This window comes from Acidiphilium cryptum JF-5, from assembly GCF_000016725.1.
In the GTDB taxonomy this organism is placed as follows: domain Bacteria; phylum Pseudomonadota; class Alphaproteobacteria; order Acetobacterales; family Acetobacteraceae; genus Acidiphilium; species Acidiphilium multivorum.
The window spans coordinates 36235-55731 of record NC_009469.1; the positions used below are offsets into that span (position 1 = coordinate 36235).

Annotated in this window: 25 protein-coding genes; 12 read left to right on the forward strand and 13 right to left on the reverse strand. The window is 62.1% G+C overall.

The genetic code is table 11. The annotated features are described in order from the left end of the window. The first annotated feature begins 35 nt into the window (after positions 1-35). Both ACRY_RS01825 and ACRY_RS01830 read left to right on the forward strand, forming a co-directional pair. Positions 36-1382: an IS1380-like element ISAcr4 family transposase gene (locus tag ACRY_RS01825; protein ID WP_007424223.1), complete on the forward strand. Its 1347-nt coding sequence runs from the start codon at positions 36-38 to the stop codon at positions 1380-1382. A 161-nt stretch (positions 1383-1543) separates the two neighbouring features. Continuing rightward, positions 1544-1735, forward strand: a complete 192-nt coding sequence (locus ACRY_RS01830) for a WGR domain-containing protein (protein WP_225487692.1) — start codon at positions 1544-1546, stop codon at positions 1733-1735. A 104-nt stretch (positions 1736-1839) separates the two neighbouring features. On the opposite strand, the gene ACRY_RS01835 is transcribed toward ACRY_RS01830, so the two are convergent. The 7 genes from ACRY_RS01835 to ACRY_RS20315 all read right to left on the reverse strand — a co-directional run bounded on the left by ACRY_RS01835 (position 1840) and on the right by ACRY_RS20315 (position 6802). Beyond that, entirely contained in the window at positions 1840-2382 is a 543-nt protein-coding gene (locus tag ACRY_RS01835) for a zincin-like metallopeptidase domain-containing protein (RefSeq protein WP_011930772.1), read from the reverse strand. Positions 2383-2384: 2 nt separating this feature from the next. Beyond that, positions 2385-3377 carry a tyrosine-type recombinase/integrase gene (locus ACRY_RS01840; protein ID WP_011930773.1) on the reverse strand — a complete coding sequence of 331 codons (993 nt, stop codon included), beginning with the start codon at positions 3375-3377 and terminating at the stop codon, positions 2385-2387. Next, positions 3374-4315 (reverse strand): tyrosine-type recombinase/integrase, encoded by a 942-nt coding sequence (locus tag ACRY_RS01845; RefSeq protein WP_011930774.1) that lies wholly within the window; start codon positions 4313-4315, stop codon positions 3374-3376. The genes ACRY_RS01840 and ACRY_RS01845 overlap by 4 nt, the downstream gene beginning before the upstream one ends. Beyond that, a complete protein-coding gene (locus ACRY_RS01850; protein ID WP_011930775.1) occupies positions 4312-5523 on the reverse strand; it encodes a tyrosine-type recombinase/integrase in 1212 nt (403 codons plus the stop codon). The genes ACRY_RS01845 and ACRY_RS01850 overlap by 4 nt, the downstream gene beginning before the upstream one ends. Positions 5524-5582: 59 nt before the next feature. Then, positions 5583-6275 (reverse strand): ArdC family protein, encoded by a 693-nt coding sequence (locus ACRY_RS01855; protein WP_043508965.1) that lies wholly within the window; start codon positions 6273-6275, stop codon positions 5583-5585. Next, positions 6265-6453: a hypothetical protein gene (locus ACRY_RS01860; protein ID WP_043508966.1), complete on the reverse strand. Its 189-nt coding sequence runs from the start codon at positions 6451-6453 to the stop codon at positions 6265-6267. The genes ACRY_RS01855 and ACRY_RS01860 overlap by 11 nt, the downstream gene beginning before the upstream one ends. 214 nt (positions 6454-6667) lie before the next feature. Continuing rightward, a complete protein-coding gene (locus ACRY_RS20315; RefSeq protein ID WP_196796261.1) occupies positions 6668-6802 on the reverse strand; it encodes a hypothetical protein in 135 nt (44 codons plus the stop codon). Between the two features lie 173 nt (positions 6803-6975). Here ACRY_RS20315 and istA point away from each other — a divergent pair, with 173 nt between their 5' ends. Both istA and istB read left to right on the forward strand, forming a co-directional pair. Further along, positions 6976-8478 carry an IS21 family transposase gene (gene istA, locus ACRY_RS01865; RefSeq protein ID WP_155856320.1) on the forward strand — a complete coding sequence of 501 codons (1503 nt, stop codon included), beginning with the start codon at positions 6976-6978 and terminating at the stop codon, positions 8476-8478. After that, positions 8475-9350, forward strand: a complete 876-nt coding sequence (gene istB / locus ACRY_RS01870; RefSeq protein WP_011930778.1) for an IS21-like element helper ATPase IstB — start codon at positions 8475-8477, stop codon at positions 9348-9350. The genes istA and istB overlap by 4 nt, the downstream gene beginning before the upstream one ends. Positions 9351-9570: 220 nt before the next feature. Here the strand turns inward: istB and ACRY_RS01875 are convergent, their stop codons facing one another. From ACRY_RS01875 to ACRY_RS01890, 5 genes are all read right to left on the reverse strand, one after another. Next, positions 9571-9981 (reverse strand): type II toxin-antitoxin system VapC family toxin, encoded by a 411-nt coding sequence (locus tag ACRY_RS01875; RefSeq protein ID WP_011930441.1) that lies wholly within the window; start codon positions 9979-9981, stop codon positions 9571-9573. Continuing rightward, a complete protein-coding gene (locus tag ACRY_RS01880; RefSeq protein ID WP_011930779.1) occupies positions 9978-10220 on the reverse strand; it encodes a type II toxin-antitoxin system VapB family antitoxin in 243 nt (80 codons plus the stop codon). Before ACRY_RS01880 ends, ACRY_RS01875 begins: the two co-directional genes overlap by 4 nt. Before the next feature lie 66 nt (positions 10221-10286). Continuing rightward, on the reverse strand, positions 10287-11000 hold the full coding sequence (locus tag ACRY_RS01885) for a nuclease-related domain-containing protein (RefSeq protein ID WP_155856321.1): 714 nt from the start codon (positions 10998-11000) through the stop codon (positions 10287-10289). Positions 11001-11039: 39 nt separating this feature from the next. Beyond that, positions 11040-11381, reverse strand: coding sequence for a chromosome partitioning protein ParB (locus tag ACRY_RS20060; RefSeq protein ID WP_011930781.1), 342 nt, complete (start codon positions 11379-11381; stop codon positions 11040-11042). Then, a complete protein-coding gene (locus ACRY_RS01890; RefSeq protein WP_011930782.1) occupies positions 11378-12037 on the reverse strand; it encodes an AAA family ATPase in 660 nt (219 codons plus the stop codon). Before ACRY_RS01890 ends, ACRY_RS20060 begins: the two co-directional genes overlap by 4 nt. A gap of 219 nt (positions 12038-12256) precedes the next feature. Between ACRY_RS01890 and ACRY_RS18680 the strand changes: the two genes are divergently transcribed. Then, positions 12257-12598, forward strand: a complete 342-nt coding sequence (locus ACRY_RS18680; RefSeq protein ID WP_011930783.1) for a type II toxin-antitoxin system RelE/ParE family toxin — start codon at positions 12257-12259, stop codon at positions 12596-12598. Then, positions 12595-12876, forward strand: a complete 282-nt coding sequence (locus ACRY_RS01895; RefSeq protein WP_007425099.1) for a helix-turn-helix domain-containing protein — start codon at positions 12595-12597, stop codon at positions 12874-12876. The genes ACRY_RS18680 and ACRY_RS01895 overlap by 4 nt, the downstream gene beginning before the upstream one ends. A gap of 87 nt (positions 12877-12963) precedes the next feature. Here ACRY_RS01895 and repC read toward each other — a convergent pair whose 3' ends face one another. Next, entirely contained in the window at positions 12964-14271 is a 1308-nt protein-coding gene (gene repC, locus ACRY_RS18685) for a plasmid replication protein RepC (RefSeq protein ID WP_155856322.1), read from the reverse strand. 487 nt (positions 14272-14758) lie between these two features. On the opposite strand from repC, the gene ACRY_RS18690 reads away from it, so the two are divergent. From ACRY_RS18690 to ACRY_RS01920, 6 genes are all read left to right on the forward strand, one after another. Continuing rightward, positions 14759-15163: a helix-turn-helix domain-containing protein gene (locus ACRY_RS18690; RefSeq protein WP_081432846.1), complete on the forward strand. Its 405-nt coding sequence runs from the start codon at positions 14759-14761 to the stop codon at positions 15161-15163. After that, positions 15160-15666 carry a hypothetical protein gene (locus tag ACRY_RS19500; protein ID WP_155856323.1) on the forward strand — a complete coding sequence of 169 codons (507 nt, stop codon included), beginning with the start codon at positions 15160-15162 and terminating at the stop codon, positions 15664-15666. The genes ACRY_RS18690 and ACRY_RS19500 overlap by 4 nt, the downstream gene beginning before the upstream one ends. A 79-nt stretch (positions 15667-15745) precedes the next feature. Then, complete coding sequence (locus ACRY_RS01905; protein ID WP_011930786.1) at positions 15746-16432, forward strand: lytic transglycosylase domain-containing protein; 687 nt, start codon at positions 15746-15748, stop codon at positions 16430-16432. Further along, positions 16413-16778 (forward strand): TrbC/VirB2 family protein, encoded by a 366-nt coding sequence (locus tag ACRY_RS01910; protein WP_011930787.1) that lies wholly within the window; start codon positions 16413-16415, stop codon positions 16776-16778. Before ACRY_RS01905 ends, ACRY_RS01910 begins: the two co-directional genes overlap by 20 nt. A gap of 3 nt (positions 16779-16781) precedes the next feature. Next, positions 16782-17114: a type IV secretion system protein VirB3 gene (locus ACRY_RS01915; protein ID WP_011930788.1), complete on the forward strand. Its 333-nt coding sequence runs from the start codon at positions 16782-16784 to the stop codon at positions 17112-17114. Beyond that, on the forward strand, positions 17104-19497 hold the full coding sequence (locus ACRY_RS01920) for a VirB4 family type IV secretion/conjugal transfer ATPase (protein ID WP_011930789.1): 2394 nt from the start codon (positions 17104-17106) through the stop codon (positions 19495-19497). The genes ACRY_RS01915 and ACRY_RS01920 overlap by 11 nt, the downstream gene beginning before the upstream one ends.

Genomic DNA, 19497 nt, shown 5'->3' on the forward strand with positions numbered 1-19497 from the left:
GTTGTCGAGACAAATCTTCACCACGACGGAACGCGATGCTCGCCTCGGTTGCAAATACCCCAATTCTCCCTGGTCTGTCACCTGTCGCCGGCAAATCGATCGAGGCCCGCTTCGACGGCGAGATGCTGTCCTCTGACGGCGGTCTGCTGGCATTGCGCGAGGTCGAGAAGCGGCTGGGGATTGCCGCGCAGTTGGCAGCCTGCATCGATGATCCGCGCACGCCGGAGCGCGTCCAGCATGGGCTCGACGAGATCATTCGGTTTCGCATGTTGATGATCGCGGCCGGTTACGAGGATGGCAACGACGCCGACCGGTTGCGCAACGACCCGATGTTCAAACTCGCGATGGAGCGTCTGCCCGAGGCGGGCGATCTGTGCTCGCAAGCGACGATTTCACGCACCGAGAATTTGCCCGGTCCTCGCGCGCTGCTGCGCATGGGCCTGGCGATGGTCGAGCATTATTGTGCGAGTTTCCGCACCATACCCAACCGGGTCGTGCTCGATATCGACGATACCTTCGATGCCGCTCACGGCGCGCAGCAACTCTGCTTGTTCAACGCACACCACGATGAGTACGGTTTCCAGCCGATTGTGGTATTCGACGGCGACGGCCGGATGCTCGCCGCGGTGCTGCGTCCGGCGTGCCGGCCAAAAGGTAGCCAGATCGTCAAATGGTTGCGCCGGCTGATCGACGCCATCCGCAGCCACTGGCCCCGCACCGCGATCATGCTGCGCGGTGATTCGCACTACTGCACGCCGGAGGTGCTGCGGTTCTGTCGGGCGCGTCGCCTCGATTACATCTTCGGCGTCGCACCGACCACGACGCTGCGCAAGCACGTCATCGCGCTGGAGGCCAGCACCACGGCGCGCGCGCAACAAGCTCCGGGAGAGAAAATCCGGCGGTTCAAAGAGTTCAATGATGGCGCAGCAAGCTGGGACCGCGTCGAGCGGATCATCGCCCGCGTCGAGGCCGGGCCGATGGGGGTCGATACCCGCTTCATCGTTACCAGCCTGAAGGCAGGTTCCCCGCGCACCCTGTATCAAGAGATCTACTGCGCGCGTGGCCAGGCCGAGAACCATATCAAGGCGTGGAAGACCCATCTTGCCGCCGACCGGACCTCGTGCTCGCGGGCCAGCGCCAACCAGATGCGCCTGTTTCTGCATATCGGCGCCTACTGGCTGATGTGGAGTTTGCGCTCCCTGATGCCGCGCCGGTCGCGCTGGCGTGGTATCCAGTTCGATACCCTGCGCCTGCGCCTGATCAAACTCGCCGTCCGCCTCGAAACCCTGAAACGCTCGATCCGTCTGCATCTGCCGCGCTCAATGCCAGACCAGGCGATCCTCGGCTATGCCCTGGCCAGACTGCCCAGGCTGGTCATCTGATCACAGGGGCGTTTGCCCCGTCCGGTCCCGATCTCTGCCACATCCAACGCCAACACATCATAGAGCCCACCAAAACCAGCCAAGTTCGGCCGGTAAGCCATCACGCCCGCACGACGTCAGGTTGAACAGACCGCCTGAGAAAAATCAGAGGAAATGCGCTCGTGAATAATCCCGGCTATCATATCGAGATCGTTACAGACCTGTTCGGCGCCGTAGGCCTCGCACGAACCTGGGGGCGGATCGGACGTTCCGCACGCTCCCGGTTTGACCCCCTGCCCGACCTCGGCACCGCCATCGATGCACTCCGCCATCTGGCTCGCACCAAACGCCGTCGCGGCTATCAGAACCGCTAATCTGTCAAAGTCAGGTTCAGGCGCAATCGAAACGCAAATCTTGCCGAGACGCTTCTCGGCTACACCGCGCAGCCCAGATACCTTAGTTGGCAGAGCCTCATGATTTACCGCCCCGCCGTTGCACGTCGTGTCTGCCGCTCCTGCTCGGGCTGCTCGGCTCGTTCCGCCCGCCGGATTTCAGCACCACTCTCGGCCGCGCGTTGCCAATAGCCGCGCGCCTGGTCGCCCGCCTGGGCGTCATCAGACCGCCCTGCGGCCTGCCCTGCCTTCTGCTCGGCTCGCAGCGCCATCAAATACCCGGAAATCTTCTCGGCATCGGCAGCCGCCCGGAAGATCTCTCGCGCGTCTTGCTGCAAGGCTTTGATCCAGCTTCCGACATAGGCCGCATGCTGGCCCGGATCATGTCCGACCCCCAGCTTGTCCGCGATCATCAGCGAGGCGATCTCCGCCCTTAGCTCCTCCCGCGCATAGGCTTCCGATCCGAACGGAGTGCCAAGGTCCGGCCGGTTCAGCCGCGAGGGATGCCCTGTGGCGTGGCCGTTATGCCGATATCGGCATAAGGGGCATAATGCCGTGATTCGGATTATGCCGCATGACCTCCGCTGGAGGTCGGTTTGCCCGGCATTGGCCATGCGGCTGTTCGGCATAATCAGAGCCCTTCCAGGAACGCGAGGAGTTGGTCGTCGGGCCGGAACCGGCTCGACGGGGTGTCTGGGGCGGCGACGCGAGCGAGCGCTTTTTCCTTCAGCCGCATGTCTGCGTGGATATAGATCTGGGTGGTCTCGACGTTCTCGTGACCAAGCCAGAGCGCGATCACCGCTGGATCGACGCCGTGGTGGAGCAGGTCCATCGCAGTGCTGTGGCGAAGCGTATGCGGCGTGACCCGCTTGGAGCCGATGCTCGGGCACGTGAGCGATGCCGTCAGGCAATGCTTGCGGACCAGATGTTCAAGGGCATCGCGGCTGAGCCGTTCGCCCCGGATCGACGGGAACAGCGGTTTGCTCTTGTTCTTGTCGTCGCCGATCCACGCCGCCAGAAGTTTGACCGTCTCGCGCCGAAGCGGTGTGGCGCGTTCCTTCCGACCCTTGCCCATGCAGCGGATGTGCGCACCGCTCTCGAGCACAACGTCGCCACACTGAAGGCCGACCAGTTCGGAAGCCCGGAGACCGGTCTGCACCGCGAGCAGCAGCAGCGCGTGGTCCCGCCGTCCCGCCCATGTCGTGCGGTCCGGCGCTGCCAGCAACGCCGCGATCTCGTCGCTATCGAGGAACGTCACCGTCCGCTTCACATAGCGCTTGTTCGGCATGGCGAGGATGCGTTGGCATTGCAGCAGCCAGGTCGGATCGCTCATCGCGACGTAGCGGAAGAACGATCGGATCGCGGCGAGCCGGGTGTTGCGGCTGCGCGCGCTGTTGCCCCGCGCCGTCTCGGTGTGGACGAGGAAGTCGGCGATCAGATCAGCGTCGATGTCTTCGATCGTCAGCTTGACCGGCGGCTTGACGTGTCGGGCACTCGCATACCGCAACAGCAGCCGGAACGTGTCGCGATAACCCGCGACCGTATTTCGGCTCGCTTCCATCTGGACGCACAGTCGATCTGTGAAGAAGCGCTGGATCAGCGCGGGCAAGGCGGCGGCGCTCATTGGACTGCCTCCCGGCCATCGGCGGTCGCTCGCGCCATCGCCAGATCGAGCAGCTCCGGAACCGCTTCCAGATACCAGTATGTGTTGGAGGGATCGCTATGGCCCAGATAGGTCGTCAACCGGATCATCTCGCGCGCCGGGTCTTTGCCGGTGCGGTACCAGTCGATCATCGTCTTCACCGCGAAGCTGTGGCGAAGATCGTGGATGCGCGGTCCCCGGCCATGCTTGCAGTATGGCTGATGGGTCCGGAGTCCGATCTGCTGGCAGGCCCGCGCGAAGTTGTATCGGGCAGCACAGTCGGTGAGGCGTGTGGCCTTGTCGGTGACGAACAGCGGCTTGGCCGGATGGCCGATCAGCCGATCGCGTTCGGCAAGATAGTCGATCAGCTGCGTGACGACGCTCGGGTCGAGCGGCAGCAACCGCTCTTTGCCGAGCTTACCTTGTCTGACGCGCAGCACGCCATGCTCGGCGTCGAGGTCGTCACGATCGAGGGCCAGTGCCTCGCTGATCCTGAGCCCGGTGACTGCGATAAGCCCGAACAGCGTCGAGCAGGTCAGCCCACGCAGACCGTAGATGGATGGCAACTCCTTCGCCGCCACGATGATCGATCCGATCTCGGTCTCGCTGTAGATATGCGGACGCGACCGCTGGACGGAACCCGGCAGCAGGCCTCGCGGCGGCACTTCATGCGCCGGATCGAAGCTGCTCAGCCATTGCGCGAACAGGCGCACGACGCTGAGCCTTGCCGCTCGGGTCGAGGTGCAGGCCTCAGCCAACGTGGCGTGCCAGCGAAGGAACAGCGCCGTATCGATGTAAGCGGCGCCTTCGCGATCGGCGAACCGGGTGAAGCGGCGAAGGATGCGCTCAGAGGTACCAAGATCGTAGCCGAGGCTGCGCCGGACGTTCAGATAGCGGTCGAGCTGGATGGTGAGGCTCATTGCGCGCCTCCCGCCGCCGGCCAGGGCTGGGCGATCGACCGCAGCCCGTCGATGTCGAGCCGCGCATATATCATCGTCGACGAACGCGAGCGGTGCCGCAACACATCGCCGACCTCGTCGAGCGATGCGCCCGTGTTCACCAGCCGGGTCGCAAGGCTATGACGCAGCAGGTGCGATCCCACATAAGGCGTCACCGGCTTCTGGCCGGTCGCCTTCAAGGCATCCTTGAGGATGGCGTTGACGATCTGCCCGTCCTTGAACGGTCGATGCGGCGCGCGATGGGTGACGAACATCGTGCGGCAGGTCGCCGGCCCTCGTTCCTCACGAAGATAGCGGCTCAACGCGTCGCCGACCTCCACGGTGATCGGCAGGCGGTCGTGCAGCTTGCCCTTGCCGCGCACCAGCAGTTCGCCCGCACGCCAGTCGATATCGTCGAGCTGGATCGCGATGACCTCGGCCGCGCGCAGGCCGAGCCGGGCCATGAGCAGCAGCATCGCATAGTCCCGCGCACCGTGCCGTTGATTGTCGCGGACAGACGCGAGCACGGCCTCGACGCCATTGGGCGACAGGTGGCGCGGCAGTCTCGCGCCCCAACGCCTGGCCGTCTTCGGCACGCTCAGCGCCAGATTGGTCGCCGTAGCCCCGCATCCGAACAGATACTGAAGGAAGATGCGAACATGGGTCGCAATCGTCTTGTCGCGACGTGCGCCCGCCAGCACATGCTCGATGAAGCCGATTGCATCGGCGGGACGCAAGCGGCCCGGATCGACCATCGTCTCGCCGAAGCGATGGTCAAGGAACCGGTCGGCGAAGCGCAGCGTGTGGTAGATCGTACGCTGGCTGAGGCCCCGTTGCTTAACGAGATAGGTCTCGAAGTTAGCCAACAATGCGGCACGCGCGATCCGCGCTTCGGTCAGCGGCACCGGCTGCGCCACGCCGATATCGATCAGATGCCCGGCGAACCGGCGCGCAAGATTATGCGGGCAGACGGTCTGGCCATGCTTTCGCGGCACCATCCGTCCCAGTCGTTCGGCCTGATTGAGCGTCAAAGCGGAAGGCTCGATCCCTTCCGCGTCCATCACTTGCCCGAGCTTCCTGATGATCGACCGGTAACTCTTGATGGTGGCCGCTTTGTAATTGGCCACGGCGAAGCTTTCACCGAACGAGGCCAGGTACGGATCGACGCAGGTTTCCAGATTTTCAGACATGATCTTCGTGCTCCATGTTGTCGGAGCGACGAAGATTATGCCGAATGGACGCAGCACGATCATGCTGCCAGCCGTGCCTTCTCGACGGCGCGCGGCATAATTCGGATTACGGCATTATGCCCCAGCTCATGCAGCGCCGTGCTGTAAAACCGATCCGCCGCCTTGAATTGGTCGCGCTCGGGCATCGTGACCCGATCTTGCGCCAGGGTGTAAAAGGCCCGGTCGCCCGGCCGGTAGATGATCGGCACCCCGGAATTGCTCATGATGTGCTCGGCCGCCGCGTGCCGTTCCCATTCCGCCAGGGCGGGCCGGGCCTCGATCTTCGGCATGCCGGCGATCTGTTCGGCATTGAACACAACGGCCGAAAACACCCGCGGCCGTTCCAGCTCGACGCTGCGGTAAACCTGATTGCCTTCGGCATCCTTCACCGGCCGTCCCTGCTCGTCCTTCACCGGCACCCGGTCAAACTTCTTGAAATACTGGATCAGCGTGCCCTTTTCGCCCTTCATCACCTGGGCATCGAGGCTCTGCGCCTGCTTGTAGGTGGTCCAGCGCGGATCGCTGTAGCCCTTCATCTCGGCCACTGCCATCAGCCAGATTGCGTTGCCGCCCTGGTAATCCTTGCCGGTGATCGCGTTGTAGGGAATGAACCGGAGGCCGCTGGGCTCCCACGGCTTCACCCAGGGTGCGGTGCCATCCTCCAACTGCTTGACGATCGAGGCGGCAACCGTCTGGGCATAATCACCAGCCATTGGTGGCCTCGTTGGTATTCTCCACGTCCGCATTGGACTCCCAGGCATTCGCCTCATCGAGTGCCGTTTCCTCAACCAGTCCCAGCTGCTCGACCTCAGCCGGGTCGATCTCCACCATGACGCCCGGCCGCATCAGATCGGCCAGATCGCGCGAGATGATTGGTTGCTTCGGGTCCATCGCTGTCCTCCTTCTCAACGTGCTCTGTATCGTCCAGCGCAATCGGACGGCCCTACCTCGGCCCCCTACCCTTCCCCGGCACGCGCGGGAGGGCTGCGCAAGCCAACCTTGTTGCACAAGCCATCGGTCGGATCGGACTCATAGGATATGGTCGGAGCAGTGTTGCGGTGCGGCTCGGGATCTTCTGCCATGCCCGCAAACCGAACCGGGGGCATTAGCGCTTGCCCCGGATCGCGGCGATCATCCGGCGATCCAGGCCCGCCATGTCGATCTCCCCCCGAATACACCGCTCATTCACGGCCTCAAGCTCCGGGTGATGAACATAACCCTGGCGGCTATCGCGCGACAATCAACGTGAGAATCCAGCGTCAATCAGGATGAGAATGCGGCTGGAGAGGCACCGGCGGAGGGCGTAGCCCGGAGCCGGTGCCTCCCCAGCCGGGCGGCGTCCTTGCCAGGGCGCCGCCGTGGTCGCGGCCGTCTGGGCCGCGGAGGATACCCCCTCACAACGGGGAGACCTTCGTGCCCGGCCGCCACATCAACGACCACCAGAAGAGGCTTTTCATGAGATATCGACAGACAGACGGCGTTGCCCTGGCAGCCGCCAGGGCCGGCTTCAGCACGGCCGCGGGCTACCGGCTCGAGCAGGAGCGGCACTTACCGTCATCGCCGAAGCCGCCGCGCGGCCGGCGCCGCCCGGATCCGCTGGCGACGATCTTCGACGCTGAGGTGGTGCCGCTGCTGGAAGCCGCGCCCGGCCTCAGGGCCGTGGCGATCTTCGAGGAGATGTGCCGGCGGCATCCCGATCTCGCCCCGGGTGTCCGGCGGACGCTCGAGCGGCGTATCCGCACCTGGCGCGCGCTGCACGGGCCGGAGCAGGAGGTCATCTTTCGCCAGACCCATGAGCCAGGCGCGATGGGCCTGTCCGACTTCACCGATATGAACGAGCTCGGCATCATCGTCGCCGGCGCCCCGCTCAACCACCGGCTCTATCACTTCCGCCTGGTCTGGTCCGGCTTCGAGCACGCCCATGTCATCCTGGGCGGCGAGAGCTACGTCGCTCTCGCCGAGGGGCTGCAGAACGCCCTCTGGCTTCTGGGCGGCGCCCCGCGCGAACATCGCAGCGACAGCCTCTCCGCCGCCTTCCGCAACCTCACCGCCGAGAACGTCGCCGACCTGACCCGCCGATATGACGCGCTCTGCGCCCATTACGGCATGACCCCGTCGCGCAACAATCGCGGTGTCGCTCATGAGAACGGCGCCATCGAAAGCCCCCACGGCCATCTCAAGCGCGCGGTCCGCGACGCCCTTCTCCTGCGTGGCAGCACAGTCTTCGTCGATCTCGAAGCCTACCGTCGCTTCATCGCCGAGATCGTCGGCCGCCAGAACCGGCACCACGCCGAGCGCATCGACGCCGAGCGCGCCGCCCTGCAGAAACTCCCCGATCAGCGCACCGCCGATTACGAGGAGACCGTCGTCACCGTCACCTCCTCCGGCGGCTTCACCCTCAGGAAGGTCTTCTACACCGTCCCCTCCCGCCTGATCGGCCAGCGGCTCCGCGCCCGCCTCTATGACAACCGGCTCGAGCTGTTCCTCGCCGCCACCCCGCTGATGACACTCCCCCGCGGCCGGCCACAACCGGATGGCAGGCACGGCCACGTCGTCGACTACCGCCACGTCATCCACAGCCTGCGCCGCAAGCCGATGGCGCTGCTCAACCTCGTCTATCGCCACCAGCTCTTCCCGCGCGATGCCTATCGCCGGACCTTCGAGCATCTGCTCGAGCAGACACCGCCCAGGGACGCGTGCAGGATCATGGTCGAACTCCTCGCCATCGCCCATGAGCGCGCCTGCGAGGCTGAACTCGCCAGCGTCCTCGCCGCCGATATCAAAGCCGGCCGTCAGCCCGACCTCAAGGCCATCCGCCAGCGCTTCGCACCCGATCCCGCCAGCCTGCCCGCACTCACCATCCCGACCATGCCGCTCGCCAGCTATGACATCCTGCTCCAGGGAGCCGCCGCATGAGCGAGACCGCACGCACCGTCGACGCCCAGCGCCTTACCCTGCTGCTCAACGAGCTCAGGCTCCCCGCCATCAAGCAGGTCTGGTCCGACTTCGCCGCCCGCGCCGACAAGGAAGCATGGCCCGCCGCACGCCTCCTCGCCACGCTCGCCGAGCACGAGGTCGCCGAGCGCGACCGCAGGCGCATCGAGCGCCACCTCCTCGAAGCCAGGCTGCCGCCCGGAAAGACCATCGCCACCTTCGCCTTCGAGGCCGTGCCGATGATCTCCAAGGCCCAGATCCTCGCCCTCTGCTCCGGCGACGGATGGCTCGAGACCGGCGCCAATCTCCTCGCCTTCGGCCCACCCGGCGGAGGAAAGTCCCATCTCGCCGCAGCCATCGGCCTCGCCCTCGTCGAGAATGGCTGGCGCGTGCTGTTCACCCGCACCTCCGACCTCGTCCAGAAGCTCCAGATCGCACGTCGTGAACTCGCACTCGAGGCCACCATCGCCAAGCTCGACAAATTCCACCTGCTGATCCTCGACGACCTCGCTTACGTCACCAAGGATCAGGCCGAAACCTCGGTTCTCTTCGAACTCATCAGCGCACGCTACGAGCGCCGCTCCCTGATGATCACCGCCAACCAGCCCTTCGGCGAGTGGGGAAAGGTCTTCCCAGATCCCGCCATGACACTCGCCGCCGTCGACCGCCTCGTCCACCACGCAACCATCTTCGAGATGAACGTCGAAAGCTATCGCCGCAAAACCGCCATCCAACGACGAGCCGGACCAGGACGCCCACCCACACGCGCGACAATCAACGAAAACATCAGATTGTCGCTCCACGACAATCAAGTCGCCGAAACACGCTTGCCAGCATCAAACCAATCCGATTAACGTTCCGAGGTCGCGATCACTTTCTCATCCTGATCGCCGCGCTTCTCATCCTGATTGTCGCGCTACAGGCGGCTATTCGCTGCACGGGCCTGCTCGATCGCGCGCCAGCGCTGCATCATCTCGGATTCCGAAATTTTGCTGACCAGCCGGTCCATCCCGCGGCGCCTCTTTACGACCGGAAGTAGAGGTTAAGAAGAAGCGCAGCGAAGTTCAAGGAACCTCAAAGGTTCATCTCGGCTCTGCGGATGTCTGTCTTGGAAAAATCATCACCTTTGAACAGCAGCGCCGCCCGATAAGATTTGGCAGCGCCATAGGCAAAGCAATCGCCCATATTCAAGGCGGCCGGATGCCGCCCCTTCCCGAAATCGGCATAAGCCTGGATCGCCAGATCATACTCTCGCTCGCCAAGAGAAATGACCTCGATCCCGAGTGCGCTCATAAAGCTCTTCACCTTTTGCCGGGCGCCGTCCATCGAAAGGCCGAAGCTGCGGCAGAGCCCGGCCGTCGCCTCCCACATGGCAACCGGCGAGACGAGACGGGTGCGTTCCTGGGCCAGAAGATCCGCCAGCATGTCGGCATCCTCCTCGCCGGCGATCATCGCGATCAGGGCCGAGGCATCGATGAAGATCATTCCCCCTCCCCCGACAGATCATCGAAAAATGCCTTGTCTGCCTTCAACCCTGTGGGCGGCGGCAGCGGATTGGCTTCGCGCCACTCACGCAGGCGCTCGCGCAAGGGCTTGGCTTCGCGGGTTCGGTCAAGCTCGGCCTGCACCGCAAGCCGCACGGCATCCTGTTTGGTTAAACCCCGCTCTTTCGCCAGTTTGGCGACAAGCTCGGCGGTCGCATTATCGCGGATATAAAGGGGCATGGGCGCCTCAAGATATTCAAATATTTAATTTTAGATATATGAATATCTGCACTGACACAAGGACATTCACCACAAAATCGCCTGCTCGCCCGCCAACACAAAGAACACGAGGGCCGCCCCTACGGCCAAAATCCAAAGCTGACGTGTGCAGGCAGGCTTGTGCCGCCTCATGCGCCGCCTGTGCGCGGCAGACAGGACAGCCTGCCGCGATTGCCCCCGGAACCTTTCCAGGGCCTCCAAGGCCGCCAGAGCGCGGCCAGAGGCGGCCCCTGCCCTCGTCATCTCCATGATCGCACTCGTGAGCGAAATCATGCCCGGCACTGGCTCGCCGGCAAGCTGCACATGTCCCGCCAGGATTACCAATGGGCGGACGGGCACTTGCGTCACCCGGCGGATCACGTCGCGATGGGTCTCGTTCTGCAGAAGCGGGTTATAGACCCTCTGCGCGGCGCCATCCGGCTTTTTCAGGGTCCATTGCTGGGCATGGGCGTGCCCCATCAACTCCCCGCGCCAAGTCTTTGTTTCGAGGCAATAGAGGCAGTCGCCGGCCGCCGCGACATGATCGATCTGATGCGTCCCGCGCCGATCTTGCAAGGTGATATCGTGGATCGCAGGCACCCCTGCCCTCTCCAACGCACGCGCGACGCGCTTTTCGCCGGCCGCGCCGGCGCGCTGTGCATGGGTCTCTGTGGCCTGGTCGGTAGGACGCGTGATGATCGCGGCAGCTGCCGCGCCGGTCGCCACCATGCCACTCACCAACTCGACCAGCAAGACAATCATAATTACATGTTTACATGATGACGTGTTTTCATAATTGCATTATTCATCGCGTACCTGCGGGTAATTGTATTTCACGAAAAGCAGATTCAACGCTTCCGCCACCAAACGCTCTTGCGGCACCCGCTTGCCCTTCTCGTCACGGGTGCGGAAGCTGATTTCTTCCAACGTCTCCCAATAGGCGGGTGGGAGATGATGCGTCTTGGCGGTCTTGTTTGCCCTGGACGGTGGCACATAGGAACCGCCTTGCGGCTCTACCTTCTGCGGTAGGGGAGGTGAAACAACCGCGGCCTTTGGCTCCGCCGAGGGCTGGCGGGGTGCCGGTAAGGTTTCCGGCTCGCTTGATTTAAGCGCTGATGCAAGGAGAGAAGGCTTCCGGCTCATAATTTCATGCTTTCATGCTTACCTGTAATCATGCTTCCTTGTTCAGTTAAGAACGCGAAAAGCTCTGCGATTTCGCGGGCCGCCCTGCCCTTCGGCTCGTATTCCTGGGGGGATTGCCCCAAGGCTGGAGCATCTTCGTAAGCTTTCAACCGCGACATATGGATTGGGGCAACGGGCACCTTGAACCGCTCGGCGATGGCGGCGGCATCTTCTCCTGCACGCCCTGCCGCGTTGGGATGCACTTGGTTGAGCACCACAAAAGCCGGCGGATTGCCCGCCATCACAAGCAGCCGTTTCAGCGGTTCCAAAGTATCGATCGCGAAGATCTGGGCCTGGGTCGGAATCAACACGAGATCGGCATGCTTAGCAGCCTCTGTTGAGGCGCTATCCATTTTGCCGGGGGTGTCAATAAAGACCCACTCCATCCCGAGTTTGCGGTAAGCATCAAGCGAGCGGCGGATTGCACCAGGCTGGATCGAGGCCACATCCGGCCCGTCACCCTGGCGCCGGTCAAACCAATCTACTGCGTTGGTTTGCGGATCGAGGTCCAGCAAGGCGGATTTCTTTCCGGCGCGATGCGCCGCGACCGCAAGGGCGGTAGCAATCGTCGTCTTTCCGGTCCCGCCCTTCTGGGTGCAGAAAGCAACTGCAAGCATGTTTACATCCCTTCATGAAACCCTGCTTTCATGCTGACAACTAAGCATGTTCGCATTTCATTATTCCCACGCTATCGCTGATTATGCAAGCATGGTTTCATGGTGTCATGGAACTATTATTCCATGATTACATGTAGGCATGTATAATGATTAGGCGACGGGTTAAACGCTGCTATCGAGCCTATTGCAGATATATACAATTTTTTGTATAAACCTCCTATGCCTGAGCGTTCAAAGCTAATCGAATTCAGGGGCGGTGCCCTCGATGATCTAAGGGACTTTCCGATATCCGCCCGCCGTGAAGCCGGCCACCAACTGGACCAGGTCCAACAAGGTCATGATCCTGACGATTGGAAGCCGATGCGAACGATCGGGCAAGGTGTGCGCGAAATTAGGATTCGGGATGAGGCAGGAGCATTCCGTGTGATTTATGTCACAAAGTTCGCAGACACAATTTATGTCCTGCACTGCTTTCAGAAGAAGACCCAGGCAACCAGTAAACCGGACTTGGAATTGGCAACAAAGCGATACCGGGATCTAGTGAAGGAGCTAAGCTCATGAGCAACGAACGATTTACAAGCGTATGGGACGCGATCGAGGACACACCGGCCGAAGCCGAAAATATGAAGCTTCGTTCAGCGCTGATCATGGCGTTGAAAGAGCGGATCACCCGCGAAGGCTTGAGCCAGAGCCAAGCGGCCAAGCTTTTCGGCGTCACGCAACCTCGCATTTCCGATCTGCTGCGCGGCAAGATAAACCTCTTTGGCCTGGATACCTTGGTCAACATGGCGGTCGCAGCCGGTTTGCATGTTGAGTTGAGGGTGCTGGAAGCGGCGTGAGGCGACAGACGCTCGCAGAACGCCAAAACGCCATCACGCTTACATGTAAACATGTCACTATATTTTCATGAAACATGACGGAAAAGCCTATTTTTTATGGGCGCTGGCACCACGTAGCCCCCAGATCGTACGGTCTAAATGCAAGCCACCGTCACGCGCCCGCTCGACCATTCCATGAAAATATCCGCCGGGGCTCGACCGGAAATGGCCCGGCGGCTTGGCAGAAACCAAGGCGAGAGCGATTGCGGCTTGTTCTCGCCCCATTGCCAGGCATGCCTCGCCCCAAAGCGGTTTAGACACGCCGAGGTCATGCCGGAGCCAATCAGCGGCATCCACGATTTCCGGCCAAGAAGGGGAGGGGTGTCGTAGATAAGGCACCAATCGGGGGGCCAAACGAACCAACTCGTCCGGGGTCAATTTCAGTGAGGAACCCCGATCCTGCCTTTCCTGCCTTTCCTGCCTAGCTGGCGGCTTCGTCTGTGCCGTTCTACCCGGCAGGTCGCCGCGACTACATTCCTTCAATGCGATTACTGTATCCTTATTAGGATAAAGGATTTGGTTTGTAGTTGTAATGTGGGGCACATCAGCGTGCCCCTTGGGGCACATTTCCACAGATTCAGAAATGCTTGTTTGCTCCCGAGAAGCGCCAGCAAGCGCCATCTCTAGCGCCCGGCGCGCATCAACCGCGATCGCTTCCAGAGCCTCCACGGCAGGCTTGAGCCTCTGGCTGCTATCCAAAGCTTTGAGCCCACGGCTTGCGGCCTGAGCGGCCGTTCTAAGGGGCGCGGGCAGATCAATTTCCTGCTCCCGAAATGTCTCCCACGTCTGCCGCAAGCTCGCACGGGCGATCGAAGCGCGCCGGCGCAACTTGGCTACAGCAGCGCGTTCCTCGCGGCCGGCTTCTGCCAAAGCGCGAAACTCCTCGATACGCTGTGCGATAGGGGAGAGGTCAAAGCCATACGCCTCGATAATCCGGCCAGACCGATCTCTATGGCCGTAGCGTTTGCCGTTGGGGCTATCTCGCATGGTGACAACCCCCAGCTCGGCCAGATGGCGGTTGAGGCGTTTTGTCTGGGTCTCCGTGATCCCCAGTTCAGCCGCCATCATGGCCGCGCTCGGCCAAACAATGGGCCGCGCTCCAGGTTGCCAATCCTGGGGCTGTGTGAACCTGAAAAGCCAATCGATCGCCTGCGCCGCGCGTGGCCCGATGCCGAGGAACGGAGCTGCTGCTTTGAACGCAGCCAGCGCCTGACCGGGGGTGACATCACCCCCGGCAAACTCATCGGCAAGGCGGCCGGTGGGCAGCATAGCAGGGGTTAAACGGCGCAAGCCGGTTGGACGTGCGGGAAGGGAAGGGGGCACGTGCCCCCGCTCCGCCTGGTGGGGCAGTTGCATGGAAACTCCTACGGGTATGGGTGAAACCCGCCCGGTAGGGGCTGAAACCGGCACGCGACTCCCCCTTGCAAGCTAGGGCTTGCATTTTTGAGGGCTCTGAGGCATTTTGGCTGAGCGTTATTCGATTTCGTGACCACAGTTTGCCGCTGTCGGACACGGTTACAGCCAAAAACCTATGTCGTTTGCAGATCCCGTCCCTTGTGGGCGGGATTTTGCTTTTCTAGGTGTGTTTCGCGGTCATTCCTCCTGTGTCAAAGAAAAGCATAGCCCGCGACTCGCGCTGGCTAATCCGGGCACCTGCGATGATGGCTGCCGTGCTTGAATAGAGCAACGTCATCACGCGGTAAGCTTGGGTTTCGAGGAAGCGTCCTATGCGATGAGACAAGTTTACCCACTGTTTTGAATCGCAGGACATTGGTCGAGTCATGTGCGCGAATCGGGAAAACCGATGCGAACAGCAGATGTCAGGCATAAGGATCGGATGTGCATGGGCAAGCTGGAGGAGTCGGCAAAGATGCCGATACAGAGCCCTAAAAGGAGAACTGGCGAACTGTCGGCCATCGATGGCCGCTTGTTGAAAGCCCCTGAGCGATCCGTATTCGGGGACAATGTGAGAGCCGGCCGAAATGCGCTCGGTCTTTCGCTGACCGACATGGCGCATCTCATCGAGGCGGATCGCGCCTATATCGGTAAGGTTGAGCATGGAAAGATCAACGTTTCCATTGATCGCATGTCCTCGATCGCCGCTCTCTTTAACGTGCATCTCCATGAACTGTTGCAACCCGAATTTGCATTGAGCTATAAAAACATACGATCTGAGTCTTCGCAAACACATCCGAGCAAGCAGCTTACGGCTCCCGCTAAAGGACGGCGACGATCTAAAGACGAATGAATTATCATCCCGGCCATTTTGCGCTGCGCGGCAAAGGCGGGGGAAAATCCAACAAGAAACATGACGAGGATGTAATTGCGTCCTCATGTTTAAGCCCATGTCTATCTCGACGTCCCGCTAGGCCCGGACACCTGGCTAGGAGATTCGAGTTCATCCTCTGCGATGTTCTCCTTAAGCATTTTGATACGCCGCTGGGCAGCTTGACGAACTGCCCGCGCGCAGAACTCAGCCAGAGATTCATTCGCCGTCAGATACCCGAGAAGTTCGGGATATACGTCCAACGAACGGATCGCGATCTCAAGCTCGACTGCTTCCCGCAAAAACTCCGATCGATCTTCTCGCTCTCGGAGCAGGTCCGAGATAGCCGCCAACGCGACCGTTGGCAGCAAAACGTTGATCGCCCGCGCATCCATTTTCCGACGTCCCATACGCCGATTGTAAGTATGCCGCGCCGATTCCTGCAAAAACATATCCTTTATGTGATATTTAATATGATTAATTGACTAATATAGGTCGGTTTGGCAATATACAATTTATGAAAAATTACAGCATGGTAGCCAGATCGAGCCGGAAGGACGGGAAATGCTGATCACCCCGGCCCATTTCCTCGCTCTCGCGAATCGCTGCGCCCCCGAGGTCGCACCGGGCACGCTGGCGGCGGTTGCCAGCACCGAGTCGGGGTTCAACACTTTGGCGATTCAGGACAACACCACGCGCCAGAGCATGCGGCCATCGGATGTGCGTAGCGCGATAGCCGTAGCCAGACGGCTGATTGCTGACGGGCATTCAGTTGATCTCGGCCTCATGCAGATCGATAGCGCGAACCTCCCCCGCTTGGGCCTGACTGTCACCACGGCCTTTGATGCCTGTGCATCGGTACGGGCGGGCGGCAAGCTACTGACGCAGGACTACAAGCGGCCGGACGGGCAGGGCCGCCAGGCGGCGCTCCTAGCTGCGCTATCACGCTACAACACGGGATCAGCCTGGCAGGGGTTCCAGAACGGCTACGTCAGCCGCGTGGTTTCAACCGCCAAATATGTTGTGCCCGAAATCGACCCCGCCGATAGCGTGCAAGCCCCCAAGGCCAGCCCGTCATCAGCCTCCTCTTCTCCGCACCCGCCTGCCTGGGATGTGTTCCCGAACTCGATCGGTCCGGCTGGCTTCGCGTCGGCGCATGCGGTGACGCTCCAAGCGTCCCGCGCTTCTGGCCCCAGCGGCCTCGCTCAACCCTCAAAACAGGAAACTCGCGGTGAAACAAAGGCTCACTAAGCTGCGCGATCGCGTGGCAAATTTCGCGGCTGGGACGGTTTCAAAAATAGATCGAGGGGCATGGATCCAGCCAGCCGTCCTTGTGACGGTCGGCTTCCTCCTGCCCGCCGTGGCCCATGCGCAGGTCGTTTCTGGCGGCACCAGCCCGACAACCATCATCGACAACATCGCGACATTCATCCTCGGCCCATTCGGCGAGGGGGTTGCCGTGCTCGCCGTGGCCGCAGTCGGCTTCATGTGCTGGACCGGCCGCATGGGCTTCCATGCGATCGGCTGGCTCGCGGCCGGCCTGGTGCTGGTGTTTGGCAGCTCCTACCTCGTGACAACCTTCGTGGGCGGCGGCTGAGCCATGACCGAGCGGCAGCGCGATCCGCTATTTGTCGCCGCGACAAGGCCCGCGCTGTTTCTCGGGCTGCCGATCGAGATGGCCGTGGTGATCATCATGATCGCCGCCATGATCGTCATCTTTGGACACAACCCCTTTTATCTGACGCTGGTGCTGCCGCTCTGGTTCGGGGCGCGCTGTCTCGTTCGATACGACTACAACGCTCCCCGTGTGGCCTGGCTGTGGTTCCGCACCAAGGCCACCGGCGCCGGTGAAAATCAGGCTTGGGGCGGGGCGTCCCCCGCGCCGTTCCCGATGAAGGTCCAGCAGGGCAGGGGGATGCGCGATGCCGGTTAATCGAATCAGGGCGGAACGCAGCGCTGAACGCTATTTGCCGTATCTCGGACATGTTCGGCCGGACATCCTGCTCATGGATGACGGCAGCGTTCTTGCCATGGCTGAAATCCCCGGCGCTCCCTATGAGCTGGCAGCCGATGCAGATCGCGCCGCGAGCCTGGTCACGGTCAATGCGCTCTGCAAGAACGTCGCAGATGACAATGTGACACTGCACTCGGCCTTTGTCCGCGGACCTGGGGCGGGGCAACTCGCACATGCGGTTATGCCCAATGAGTTCGCGGCTTCGCTCGATCGCGCCTATCGCGAGCGCGTCCTTGCTGGGCGCCTCTATCAAAACACCTGGTATCTGACGGTGATTGTCTCCCCCCGCAATCCGCTGGGCGGCAAGGCGGGCGGCGCCACGGCCTCCCTATTCGGTGGCAAACGGGAACGCCAGAAGCCGCACGCGACCGCCGAGGGCATCCGCCAGCTAGAGGAGGTTTGGCAAACCATCAGCCAAACCCTTGCCCCCTATGATGTTCGCCGGCTGGGCCTGCGGCCAGCCGCCAATGGCCAGTTCTATTTCAGCGAAATCGCCGAGGCGCTGCGCCTGATCCTGACGGGCACGGCGGCGCCGGTGCCCCTGGTCAGCGGCCCGCTCGGTGCCGCCCTCTACACCGATCGCGCGATCTTCGGCCGCCGCGTCTTTGAACTGCGCGGGCCGGGAGTGTCTCGGTTCGGCGCGATATTCGGTTATCGCGAATATCCGTCTGAGACCTATGCCGGCATGTATGATGGGGTCTTTTCCCTGCCGTGCCCGGTGGTGATGGTCCATACTTTCGACTTTCACGCACGGCATACCTCTGAAAAGCGGCTTGGCCTGAAAGCCGCCCAGATGACGGCCGCGAATGACAAAGCCAGGTCGCAGATCAGCGACCTTGCGGACGCACAGGATCACCTCGCCTCCGGCAAGATCGCCATGGGCGAGCACCACTTCTCGCTGACGGTCTATGCGGACACGATCGAGGAGCTGGATCGGCTGTCCGGCTTAACCCGCACGGTGATCGCCAATAGTGGCGGCGTCGTCGCGCAAGAGAGTGCCGGGCTGGAAGCGGCCTATTTCGCGCAACTACCGGGCAACAGAAAATGGCGCACCCGGCCGGGGACCATCACCACACGGAATTTCGCGGCCTTCTCTGGCTTCGAGGCTTTTCCGCGCGGCCAACGTGCCGGCAAGTGGGGGCCGGCCATGGCGCGCTTCCGCACCACGGCGGGCACGGCCTATGATTACGTGCCCCATGTCGAGGATGTCGGCATGACGGCGATCTTCGGTAAGATCGGCCAGGGCAAAACCACGTTCATGCTGTTCCTGCTGGCGCTGTTCCCGCAATATTTCGCGGCGCGCAACGGCGCGGTGGTGTTCTTCGACAAGGACCGGGGCGGCGAGTTGCTGTGCCGTGCTGTCGGCGGCCGCTATCTGGTGGTGAGGGCAGGGCGGGATAGCGGCCTGGCGCCCCTCAAGGCGCTCGACAACACCCCTGAATCGGTCGCCTTCCTGGTTCAGTGGCTCACCGCCCTGATCCAGCAAGACGGGCACGGCCCGCTCCCGCCCGAGGATGACGCTCGCCTGACCCGAGGCGTTCAAGCCCTGCTGCGCCTGGCCCCGGACATGCGCTCGCTGGCCGGGCTGCGTCAGTTCCTCGACTGGCGCAATCCGATGGGGGCAGGCGCGCGCCTCGAACGCTGGTGCAAGGGCGGGTCGCTCGGCTGGGCCTTTGATGGCGAACGTGATGACGTGTCGCTTGAGGCAACCACGGTCGGGTTTGATCTGACGGCCATCCTCGACAATGGGACCGTCTGTGCTCCGGCCGCGAATTACCTGCTCTATCGCATCAGCCAGGCGCTCGATGGCCGCCGCTTTGTGTTGTCCTGTGACGAGTTCAATTTCTATCTGCTCAATCCGCTGTTCGCCAAAATCTGGGCGGATTTCATGCTCACCGTCCGCAAGAGCAACGCCGTGGTGCTTCTGGCGACGCAGGAGCCCGCGCCGGTGCTCGATTCACCGCAGGGCGATAGCATCTTGCGCCAGTGCCAAACGCTCGTGTTCTGCCCAACGCCTGGCGCGGAAGAACATCTCTACCGCAAACGGCTCAACTTCACCGCCGGCGAGTTCCGCGCCATCGCCGAGGACATGCTGCCCAACTCACGGCAACTGCTCATCAAGCGGCATGGCGGCTCCGCGATCATCGATTTCGACCTGTCCGCACTGCCTGAGTTCGTCGCGATCCTGTCGAGCCGCAAATCCTCGGTTGGGTTTGTCGAACAGCTACGCGCCACCCACGGCGACGATCCGGCGGCCTGGCTGCCGGCGTTCATGGCGCGGTTCCACGAGGAAGTTGAATAG

What these genes read in the sequence shown, in the direction of transcription:
- ACRY_RS01825 (WP_007424223.1), top strand. Translation starts at nt 36, where the DNA reads ATGCTCGCCTCGGTTGCAAATACCCCAATTCTCCCTGGTCTGTCACCT.
- ACRY_RS01835 (WP_011930772.1), bottom strand. Translation starts at nt 2,382, where the DNA reads ATGCCGAACAGCCGCATGGCCAATGCCGGGCAAACCGACCTCCAGCGG.
- ACRY_RS01840 (WP_011930773.1), bottom strand. Translation starts at nt 3,377, where the DNA reads ATGAGCGCCGCCGCCTTGCCCGCGCTGATCCAGCGCTTCTTCACAGAT.
- ACRY_RS01845 (WP_011930774.1), bottom strand. Translation starts at nt 4,315, where the DNA reads ATGAGCCTCACCATCCAGCTCGACCGCTATCTGAACGTCCGGCGCAGC.
- ACRY_RS01850 (WP_011930775.1), bottom strand. Translation starts at nt 5,523, where the DNA reads ATGTCTGAAAATCTGGAAACCTGCGTCGATCCGTACCTGGCCTCGTTC.
- ACRY_RS01855 (WP_043508965.1), bottom strand. Translation starts at nt 6,275, where the DNA reads ATGGCTGGTGATTATGCCCAGACGGTTGCCGCCTCGATCGTCAAGCAG.
- ACRY_RS01860 (WP_043508966.1), bottom strand. Translation starts at nt 6,453, where the DNA reads ATGGACCCGAAGCAACCAATCATCTCGCGCGATCTGGCCGATCTGATG.
- istB (WP_011930778.1), top strand. Translation starts at nt 8,475, where the DNA reads ATGAGCGAGACCGCACGCACCGTCGACGCCCAGCGCCTTACCCTGCTG.
- ACRY_RS01875 (WP_011930441.1), bottom strand. Translation starts at nt 9,981, where the DNA reads ATGATCTTCATCGATGCCTCGGCCCTGATCGCGATGATCGCCGGCGAG.
- ACRY_RS01880 (WP_011930779.1), bottom strand. Translation starts at nt 10,220, where the DNA reads ATGCCCCTTTATATCCGCGATAATGCGACCGCCGAGCTTGTCGCCAAA.
- ACRY_RS01885 (WP_155856321.1), bottom strand. Translation starts at nt 11,000, where the DNA reads ATGATTGTCTTGCTGGTCGAGTTGGTGAGTGGCATGGTGGCGACCGGC.
- ACRY_RS20060 (WP_011930781.1), bottom strand. Translation starts at nt 11,381, where the DNA reads ATGAGCCGGAAGCCTTCTCTCCTTGCATCAGCGCTTAAATCAAGCGAG.
- ACRY_RS01890 (WP_011930782.1), bottom strand. Translation starts at nt 12,037, where the DNA reads ATGCTTGCAGTTGCTTTCTGCACCCAGAAGGGCGGGACCGGAAAGACG.
- ACRY_RS18680 (WP_011930783.1), top strand. Translation starts at nt 12,257, where the DNA reads ATGCCTGAGCGTTCAAAGCTAATCGAATTCAGGGGCGGTGCCCTCGAT.
- ACRY_RS01895 (WP_007425099.1), top strand. Translation starts at nt 12,595, where the DNA reads ATGAGCAACGAACGATTTACAAGCGTATGGGACGCGATCGAGGACACA.
- repC (WP_155856322.1), bottom strand. Translation starts at nt 14,271, where the DNA reads ATGCAACTGCCCCACCAGGCGGAGCGGGGGCACGTGCCCCCTTCCCTT.
- ACRY_RS18690 (WP_081432846.1), top strand. Translation starts at nt 14,759, where the DNA reads ATGGGCAAGCTGGAGGAGTCGGCAAAGATGCCGATACAGAGCCCTAAA.
- ACRY_RS19500 (WP_155856323.1), top strand. Translation starts at nt 15,160, where the DNA reads ATGAATTATCATCCCGGCCATTTTGCGCTGCGCGGCAAAGGCGGGGGA.
- ACRY_RS01905 (WP_011930786.1), top strand. Translation starts at nt 15,746, where the DNA reads ATGCTGATCACCCCGGCCCATTTCCTCGCTCTCGCGAATCGCTGCGCC.
- ACRY_RS01915 (WP_011930788.1), top strand. Translation starts at nt 16,782, where the DNA reads ATGACCGAGCGGCAGCGCGATCCGCTATTTGTCGCCGCGACAAGGCCC.
- ACRY_RS01920 (WP_011930789.1), top strand. Translation starts at nt 17,104, where the DNA reads ATGCCGGTTAATCGAATCAGGGCGGAACGCAGCGCTGAACGCTATTTG.